Consider the following 8,046-nt stretch of genomic DNA (forward strand, 5'->3'; position numbering starts at 1 on the left):
GCGGCGTCCTCGGAGAGGTCGTAGCGGGCGAGTTCGGTGCCGCCCGCCTGGTTGACGACGCGGATGAAGGCGTTGCGGACCTGGCCGAAGCTGTGGCCGCGGCTCTCGGCCTCGTGGATGGAGACCGGGAAGACGATCTTCGTGACGTCCGCGGGGACGGGGGCGAGGTTGACCTTGATGACCTCGTCGTCGCCCTCGCCCTCTCCGGTGAGGTTGTCACCGGTGTGCTCGACCGAGCCGTCCGAGCTCTTGAGGTTGTTGTAGAAGACGAAGTTGCCGCTGGAGGCGACCTTGCCGGACTCGCCGACGAGCAGCGCGCTGGCGTCGAGGTCGTAGTCAGTGCCGGTGGTCGTGCGGACGTCCCAGCCCAGGCCGACCAGTACGGCGGTCAGGCCCGGGGCCTCCTTGCTCAGCGAGACATTGCCGCCCTTGGAAAGGCTCACACCCATGTCGCATCCCTCTCGTGTCCGGGCACCGGAACGCGGGGGTCCCGGGGCACCAGGTGTCGGAGCCTGAAATCTACATTAGTGTAGAAATATTGTGGCTGACCCACGCTGACAGCCGCGAACACCGGCGGACGGCCAGGGATACGGATCAGTACGATGAACCGCCCGCGTCAGTCGGCGGGACCAGGAGGCGGGGAAGGTGACGGCATGACGGACCAGATCAGCGGCGGTGCCGCCCAGCATTCCCGCCGACGGGGCCAGGGCCAGCTGGAAGCCCAGGCACTGGCCGCTCTCCACGCGGCGCCGGGACCGGCCAACGCGGCCTGGGTTCAGGAGCATCTCGGCGGCGGCCTCGCGTACACCACCGTGATGACGATCCTGACCCGACTGCACGCCAAGGGCGCTGTCGCCCGCAAGCGCGCGGGCCGCTCCTTCGAGTGGACACCGGTGGCGGACGAGTCGGGACTGGCGGCGCTGCGGATGCGGAAGGTACTGGACGCCGAGGCGGACCGGGAAGCGGTGCTGGCCAGCTTCGTCACCGCCCTGTCGCCCGGCGACGAGCGGGCACTGCGGGAACTGCTGGCGCAAGCGCCCGGCGAAGGGCAAGACTGACAGGTAGGGGGGTCTTCGTCTTCTGCCGCTGGTACTGCCCTTGACCGCTTGGCCTGTCGCTCGCCTGGCCGAACACCACCTTCACCCGGGCGCAGCAACCTTGGGGGGCCGCTGCCGGCACCACCGTCTCGGCGCTGTCCTCGGCGAATTCGGGCAGTCACCTTGTTCTCCATCCTTCAGCCGCCACCCGCTCCAGCAGAGCCGGAGAGGGCCTGCCGCATGGCGCGGCAGGCCCTCTCCGTGCTGTTGCGGCTCAGAGGTCGAACTCGTGGGGCGGCAGGTCGAGGGTGTAGCAGGCTTCGCGGACGATGGCCTGCTCGGTCTTGTCGAAGTCGCCGTCGGCGCCGCCGATCACGATGCCGATCTGGATGACGGCACGGGCCTCGGCCGGCTTCTTCTTCGCCTTGGCGACCTCCTGGAGGACACTGACCTTGCCGAAGTCGAAGTCGGCGGTGAGCTTGTTCAGGTTGTCGTCGAAGCGGCGCTGAAGGTCGGTGGCGTCGAAGTTCTGCAGCACCTCGTTGGTGGCGATCAGCTGGGCGACCCGCTGCCGCTCGGAGGGGTCGATGGTGCCGTCGGCAGCGGCGACAAGGGCGCACATCGCCATGCTGGCGTCGCGGAATGCGCCGCTCTTCAGGTCGTTCTTCTTGGAGTTGAGCTGGATCTGCATCGTCGATGCGGATTCCTTGATGCGATCCCACAGGGCCACGAGAACTCCATGTGCGTCAGGGGGCGGTCCGAGCTGGAGGTGCCTCTCGAACGGCCACGATTTCTACAGCCATGTAGAAACTATCAGGGCGACCTCTGGCGCCTAAGGCCTCTCGTCCGTTTCGGTCTCCTCGTCGTCGCCCTCGGAGAAGTCGCCGACCTCGTCGACGACTTCGACAGCCAGGCCGGCAGCGGCGCACCGATGGCAGCGTGCCGAGCGCCTCACCGACGAGCTACAGGCGCCGCTCCACGCCGCACTGACTGACCGGCAAACGTACCGAACTCGCCCGACTCGTGAACGAATTGACCTGCGACCACAAGCTGAGCGCCGCACGATCTGCCACGCGCAGGCGGCCATCGTCGTCGCTGTCGGCCGTTCGAGTCAGCCTCGCCTCCTGCCGATGGCGTAGGCGAGGCCCCAGGCCGCTGCCGCGGCGACTACGAGGCCCAACAGGGAGAGCCATTCCGTATCGCTCTGGCTACCCCACCAGGCCTTGGCCGGAAAGAAGGGGTCGACCTCCATCATGTCGCCGACAACAGCGGGCGTTTCGCGCTCGGCGATGATGAGCGGTATCGCATTGGTGTAGCCGAAGAAGGCGCCGAGCGGAGCCACGATGGCCGCTCCGATCCGGGCGCCGTTGCTGCGACGGCCCACGAGGCCGACCAGGACGCCGACAGCCACTCCGTTGAGTAGGGCGTGGAGTATGTAAAGGGTGTGCGCCTGGCTTTCCGACTGGTCTTCGTATGTGGCCAGGATGATGCCGCTGTAGAGCAGAGAGACGACGACTGAGGCGAGCAGCCCGAGAAAGAACGCCCCCACCGGGTGGCCTGGGTTCGGCCGCTGTCCGAAGGGCGCGGGGTGGGGGTACGGCTGGCCGGGTGGCTGCATCGGCCAACCTGGCTGCACCGGCGCCTGCCCCGGCATGGGCGGCGGGGCACCGTACCCCAAGGGCGGTTGGGATACGGCAGGTTGGTTGTACGGGTTGTGCTGCGGCGGCTGGTGCTGGCTCATGGTCCCCCGTTGAACGAAGACAGGTAGGGGGAGCAAGGTATCAACGAGGTCAGCAGGGCCGAGGGCTGTGCCCTCGCAGGGGAGGGAGGCGGTACAGCAGCCCCCGGCCCAGCGCCACCGCGCCGAGGCCGAGCAGTAGTCCCGTGAAGGCCTTGCCCGCGGCCTGCTTGGCGGCAGGGCATCGGAGGGCCGGGACACCTTGACCCCGTTGGGGGCCTGGGGTGGGCGGTGGCGCCGAGGACGCCGACAGCCGCCGATCCAGCACCCGGGTGTCGGGTCGGGCGTGGCCGATGCCGAGGCGTTTGGCGGTTCCGGCCCCCAGCACCGTCACCGGATACCTGCTGGTCGCCGCGGTGAGCCAGGTGCCGCCGCGGAGCCTGGCTCCGGTGGTGGCGGGCAGGTCGGTGCGGGCCGCGTAGCGGAGATGCCGCCGTTGTCCGTCCTGGGGATTCCGTCGGTGCGCAAGACGGCGGTGTCTGCGAGTACACCCGTCCCGCGCGGCATGACCCGGGACTCCCGCTACAGCAGTCCCGACGTCGTGATGGAGGTGACCCGGCTCCTTCTGGACGTCGCTGACACCGCCGGCCGGCCCGGCATCGAGCGCTCGGGACGCTGCGGACACCGCGACGGACCGGGCAAGCCGGCCCGCTGTGGCAGCGCTGAGCGTCGGGCAAGACCTAGGCGGCGACGCCGGGCAAGCCCCCGAATGGGGCTTGCCCAGGCCGTGCGGCCCCCTCCCGGGCCGTGACAACACCCGAATCGGGCTCGGACCCCGCAGAGGTTTGGCACACCCCGGACCGCACGGCCCGCGCGTTCCTGATCAGCATCGAGGCAGGCGGCAAACGGGCCCACGAGGCACCCGCCCAGCCCGTCGTGCTTCAGGGCCGGGGCGTGCAGTGCGTCGCGGCTCGCCGCGCGGCGAGTGGTGGGTCCCCCTGGCCAGAGCGGGCCGGCCGCCTCGCCCTGCCGGGCATTCGTCCGGTGCTGCGGCGCGGTGTCCGGGAGCAGCCGACGGCCGTCCGGATGCGGCAGCCGCGGGGGGAGGGGCATCCTGGCTGTGTGACCGGGAGAGAGGCGTGACCTGGGAGCCGGACGACGGAGGACGGGTTCCGTCCGCGTCGGCCGTCCGTCGTGCCCGTGTCGAGGTGGGCGTGCGACGCTGCGCCACGCTCGGCTCCAGCCGCGTGCCCGCCGGCGCCCGGCCTGACGCGCCGGGGACATCGCGGAAGCCGTGTGGGCCGCCTCCGCGGGCGGTCGCGGGCGGCGTCGACCGCCACCGGCTCCAGGAGCGCGGCGCCGACCGCCCACCCGCACGGGGAACAGCCGGTGGGCCTCACCCTGCCGCCGCTGCCTGGACGGGAGCGGGCCCGGGAACCTTCCCGCCCCGAGCGAGGCCGGTGAGGCCACCGGCCCCGATGGCGTCGCGCCGCCGGTCACGCCTCGGCCAGCGCAATGGGGGGAGGCGTCGTGAGCGAGATCCCCGGCTTCGGTGAACTGCATGGCCCTCTCGATGTGTCCAGGGCGGCCACTGCGGTGCTCGACGGCGAGGGCCGGGTGGTGGGCTGGAGCCCGGCGGCCGCGGAGCTGCTCGGGTACGGGGCGTCCGAGGTGCTCGGCCGGGAGTTCGCCGGCCTCGTGATCGGCGCCGCGGCGCCGGAACTCTCGCCGGACATGCGGTGCGTGCTGCGGCTGCGTCACCGGGACGGGCACAGCGAGCGGGCTGCGGTTGCCATCCTCCCCCTGTCGCCCGGCGGCGAGGAGCCGGGCGGTGACGGCGGCAGTGATCTGAGCGGCGCCGTCGGGAGGCGACCGGCGCGCCTGCTCGCCATGGCCGAGGCCGGCGAGACCGAGCAGTGGAACGCCCTGCAGTCGATGCTGCGCGGGCTGGCCACCCAGTCGCCCGTCGGTCTGGCCATCTACGACACGCGGCTGCGCGTGGTGTGGACGAACGCCGCTCTCTACGAGGAGATGGGGCCCGCCGACTACGCCGGAGTCGGCCCCGACGACATGGTCACGCACGGTGTGATCGTCTCTCCCGGCATGCCCGACACGCTGGAGGAGGTCATGGGCGAGGTGCTCACCACCGGCGAGCCCGTGATCGAACTGCACTACCGGGGCCGCCCGCCCTCCGCTCCGGACCGCGACCACGTCTGGTCGTGCTCGTACTACCGGCTGGAGGACCCGGCCGGATCACCGTTGGGCGTGTGCGAGGAGACGGTCGACATCACCGAGCGCTACCTCGCCCAACAGCGCCTGGACCTGCTGGTCCGGGCCGGCCGGAGTGTGGGTACGACGCTTGACATGAGCCGCACGGCCCGCGAGTTCGCCGCCGTGACGACCCCGTGGTTCGCCGATGCGGTCACGGTGGACCTGCTGGAGACGGTGCTCCACGGCGACCGGTCGCGCCCCGGTGCCGTGCCCGACACCCGGATGCTGCGGGTATGGCCTCACGAGGAGCCCCCCGCCGTACACCCCGCCGTCTCCGCCGTCTCCGCCGTCTCCGCCGATGGCTGTGCCCCGGCCACCACCGTCCGGCCGGTTCGCGAACCGGGCCTGCTGGCCGTACCGCTTCGCACCGAAGGGACCGACCTGGGCATCGTGTCCTTCACTTGGAAACACCGCACCGACCCGTTCGACGAGGGCGAACTGGCCGTGGCCGACGAACTCGTGGCGCGGCTCGCGGTCTGCATCGACAATGCCCGCCGGTATGCCCGCGAGCACGCCGCCGCCCTCGTGCTGCAGCGCAGCCTGCTGCCCAGGATGCTGCCGCAACTGTCCGCGGTGGAGCTCGCGTACCGCTACCTGCCCGCCGACAGCCGGGCCGGGGTGGGCGGCGACTGGTTCGACGTCATCGCTCTGTCCGGAACCCGGGTGGGACTGGTCGTGGGGGACGTGGTCGGGCACGGCCTGAGCGCCGCCGCCACCATGGGCCGGCTGCGCACCAGCGTGCGCGTGCTGGCCCGGCTGGACCTCGCCCCCGATGAACTCCTCGCCCGTCTCGACGACCTCGTCACCCAGGGCGGTAACGAACGGGCCGCGGTGCGCATCGAGGGCGAGGAAATGCCGGAAGACGACGCCCTCGGTGTCACCTGCCTCTACGCCGTGTACGACCCGGTGTCCGGAACGTGCACGATGGCGCGGGCCGGGCATCCACTGCCCGCCGTCGTCGACCCGGACGACGGCACGGTGACGTTTCCCGAGCTGCCGTCGGCTCCGCCGCTGGGGCTGGGCGGCCTGCCCTTCGAGTCCGCGGAACTGACCCTTGCGCCAGGCAGCCTGCTCGCCCTGTTCACCGACGGCCTCGTGCAGGGCCGTGACCGCGATGTCGACGAGCAACTGGGCGTCCTGAGCGCGGTCCTGAGCCACTCGACGCGGCCCCTGGACGACCTGGGCGACGAGGCGGTCGGGGCCCTGCTGCCGCGCCCGGCCGACGACGACGCGGCGTTGCTCCTGGTCCGCACCCGGATCCTCGGCCGGCACCAGGTGGCCGTCTGGGAGCTGACCGCCGACCCCCAGGCCGTCGGCCGGGCGCGGGCCGCGGCGTCTGACCAGGTCCTCGCCTGGGGACTCGACGACCTGGCCTTCACGACCGAACTCGTGGTGAGCGAACTGGTCACCAACGCCATTCGGTATGCCGCGGCCGGCCCCATCCAGCTGCGCCTGATCCGCGATCAGACGCTCATCTGCGAGGTGTCCGACAGCGGCTACACCTCCCCGCACCTGCGGCACGCCGCCGGTGACGACGAGGGCGGCCGGGGCCTGTTCATCGTGGCGCAGACAACCCAGCAGTGGGGCACCCGCTACACGGCCACGGGCAAGATCATCTGGGCCGAGCAGGCCATGCCTTCGGTGAAGCGGCCGACGACCGAGGGCCATGTCGGGTAGCGCGTGGCGTACCGGGCGGCTCCGAGGGGAGTGCTCGACCAGACGCACGCCCACCGGGGGAGGCCGGGGCGGGCGTCCTGGCAGGTCGGTCGTCGTCAGCAGTGGCTGACGGCCACGGCGTGGTTCTCGTACGGGCCGTATCCCGCGAACGTGGCGGGCATGGCGGCGGCCACCGCCCGGCAGGCCGACCTGCTGCCGTCCTGGTAGAGCACCTGGAGACCGTAGGTGCCGTCGCAGCCGTTGAAGACGGAGGTGTAGCGCCAGGTCTCGGACCAGGTGACGCACGTCGGCGCGATGCCGGAGGCCGACGTGCCGGGGGTGAGCCGGAAGGTGTCCTGGGCGGTGACGCGGGAGTCGGGCCGGGGGCGGAAGAGGCGGTTCGGGCCGCTCTCCCAAGTGATCGTCCCGTCGGACTCCTTCACGAGGTACTTGTACTCGACGGGCGAGTCGGAGGGTACGACGGCCTCGGCGCTCCACGTCGGGTAACCGTGCGCGTCGAGGGGCACCGCGTGCGCCGGATCCCAGGAGCCCAGTGCCGGAACGCTTCCGACGGCGAACACTTGGTCGCCCCACTCGGTGAGGGCCGTGACCTGGAAGCGGACCGGCGAAGGTGACGGGGCGTCCGTGGCGTAGGAGGCCGAACCCCTGGAGAGGAGCACGGCGGCGGCCAGTGCGGCCGCGGCGATGCCGACGCGCCAGCTTCTCGGCGCCTGCATGGGAGGGGTCCTTCCGCCGGAGGAGAGGGGCAGTGCCAGCAGCGTACCGAGAGCTGTAAATCCTTGCAGCAAGTTTCAGAACTTATGCGCGGGCGCCCTGAGCGCTGCTGCGCGGGGAAGGTCCGTGGCATCGTGGCAGAGCTGTCGAGCGATCAGGCAAGCGGTGTCGAGCTCCGCTCGCTGCGCCATCAGTCGCCGCGGTCCCGGGCGGAGCCCGCCAGGTCGCCGCTTGGCAGCGCGCGGCGGTGGTTACCCCCGGACACATGGTGAAGTGGGGTCCGCCCCATGGAGCCCCCTCGTGAGGGGCCCCGGCCGCGTGCCGCTGATCACGCCATCGGCCACCACGCTTCGGTCCCCGGTCCGGGAGCAACGGCTTGATGCGGGCCCCTTGGGCGTCACTCAGCAACATGCCTGGACCCGCACCACGACGATCCGGATGGCTTGGCCGGTTTCCGGCGAACACCCAGCCGGCATGCGCATCAGCCGGAGTCACAGCGGAGCCGGTCCCTGGGGCGGCGGCTGCCCGAGAACCTTCGCCGCGTCGGCGGTAGGGGCCCAGGGTGGCGGGCGCCAGGGAGTGTCGTCAAAGTAGCTCCGGCCGCCCGAAGGGCGGGGCCGGTGGGGCCTGGTGCGTGCGATCGCAAGGCGGAGGAGGGAGTCGACGCGG

General features: G+C 71.5%; 7 protein-coding genes. 3 read left to right on the forward strand and 4 right to left on the reverse strand.

Annotated features, from left to right (window positions below; all coding sequences use genetic code 11):
* A partial coding sequence (locus tag ACWDYJ_RS35275; RefSeq protein WP_451569694.1) for a TerD family protein occupies positions 1-449 on the reverse strand: 449 nt, incomplete at its 3' end.
* 204 nt (positions 450-653) lie between these two features.
* On the opposite strand from ACWDYJ_RS35275, the gene ACWDYJ_RS35280 reads away from it, so the two are divergent.
* A complete protein-coding gene (locus ACWDYJ_RS35280; protein WP_451569695.1) occupies positions 654-1,058 on the forward strand; it encodes a BlaI/MecI/CopY family transcriptional regulator in 405 nt (134 codons plus the stop codon).
* Between the two features lie 253 nt (positions 1,059-1,311).
* On the opposite strand, the gene ACWDYJ_RS35285 is transcribed toward ACWDYJ_RS35280, so the two are convergent.
* Positions 1,312-1,767 (reverse strand): tellurite resistance TerB family protein, encoded by a 456-nt coding sequence (locus tag ACWDYJ_RS35285; RefSeq protein WP_451569696.1) that lies wholly within the window; start codon positions 1,765-1,767, stop codon positions 1,312-1,314.
* 381 nt (positions 1,768-2,148) lie between these two features.
* Positions 2,149-2,778 carry a hypothetical protein gene (locus ACWDYJ_RS35290; protein ID WP_451569697.1) on the reverse strand — a complete coding sequence of 210 codons (630 nt, stop codon included), beginning with the start codon at positions 2,776-2,778 and terminating at the stop codon, positions 2,149-2,151.
* Between the two features lie 290 nt (positions 2,779-3,068).
* Here ACWDYJ_RS35290 and ACWDYJ_RS35295 point away from each other — a divergent pair, with 290 nt between their 5' ends.
* Both ACWDYJ_RS35295 and ACWDYJ_RS35300 read left to right on the forward strand, forming a co-directional pair.
* Positions 3,069-3,197, forward strand: a complete 129-nt coding sequence (locus ACWDYJ_RS35295; RefSeq protein ID WP_451569698.1) for a hypothetical protein — start codon at positions 3,069-3,071, stop codon at positions 3,195-3,197.
* 1,048 nt (positions 3,198-4,245) lie between these two features.
* Complete coding sequence (locus ACWDYJ_RS35300; protein WP_451569699.1) at positions 4,246-6,663, forward strand: SpoIIE family protein phosphatase; 2,418 nt, start codon at positions 4,246-4,248, stop codon at positions 6,661-6,663.
* A 95-nt stretch (positions 6,664-6,758) separates the two neighbouring features.
* On the opposite strand, the gene ACWDYJ_RS35305 is transcribed toward ACWDYJ_RS35300, so the two are convergent.
* Positions 6,759-7,379 carry a carbohydrate-binding module family 20 domain-containing protein gene (locus tag ACWDYJ_RS35305; protein WP_451569700.1) on the reverse strand — a complete coding sequence of 207 codons (621 nt, stop codon included), beginning with the start codon at positions 7,377-7,379 and terminating at the stop codon, positions 6,759-6,761.
* Positions 7,380-8,046 lie beyond the last annotated feature (667 nt).

The organism is Streptomyces sp. NPDC003042 (genome assembly GCF_053591315.1).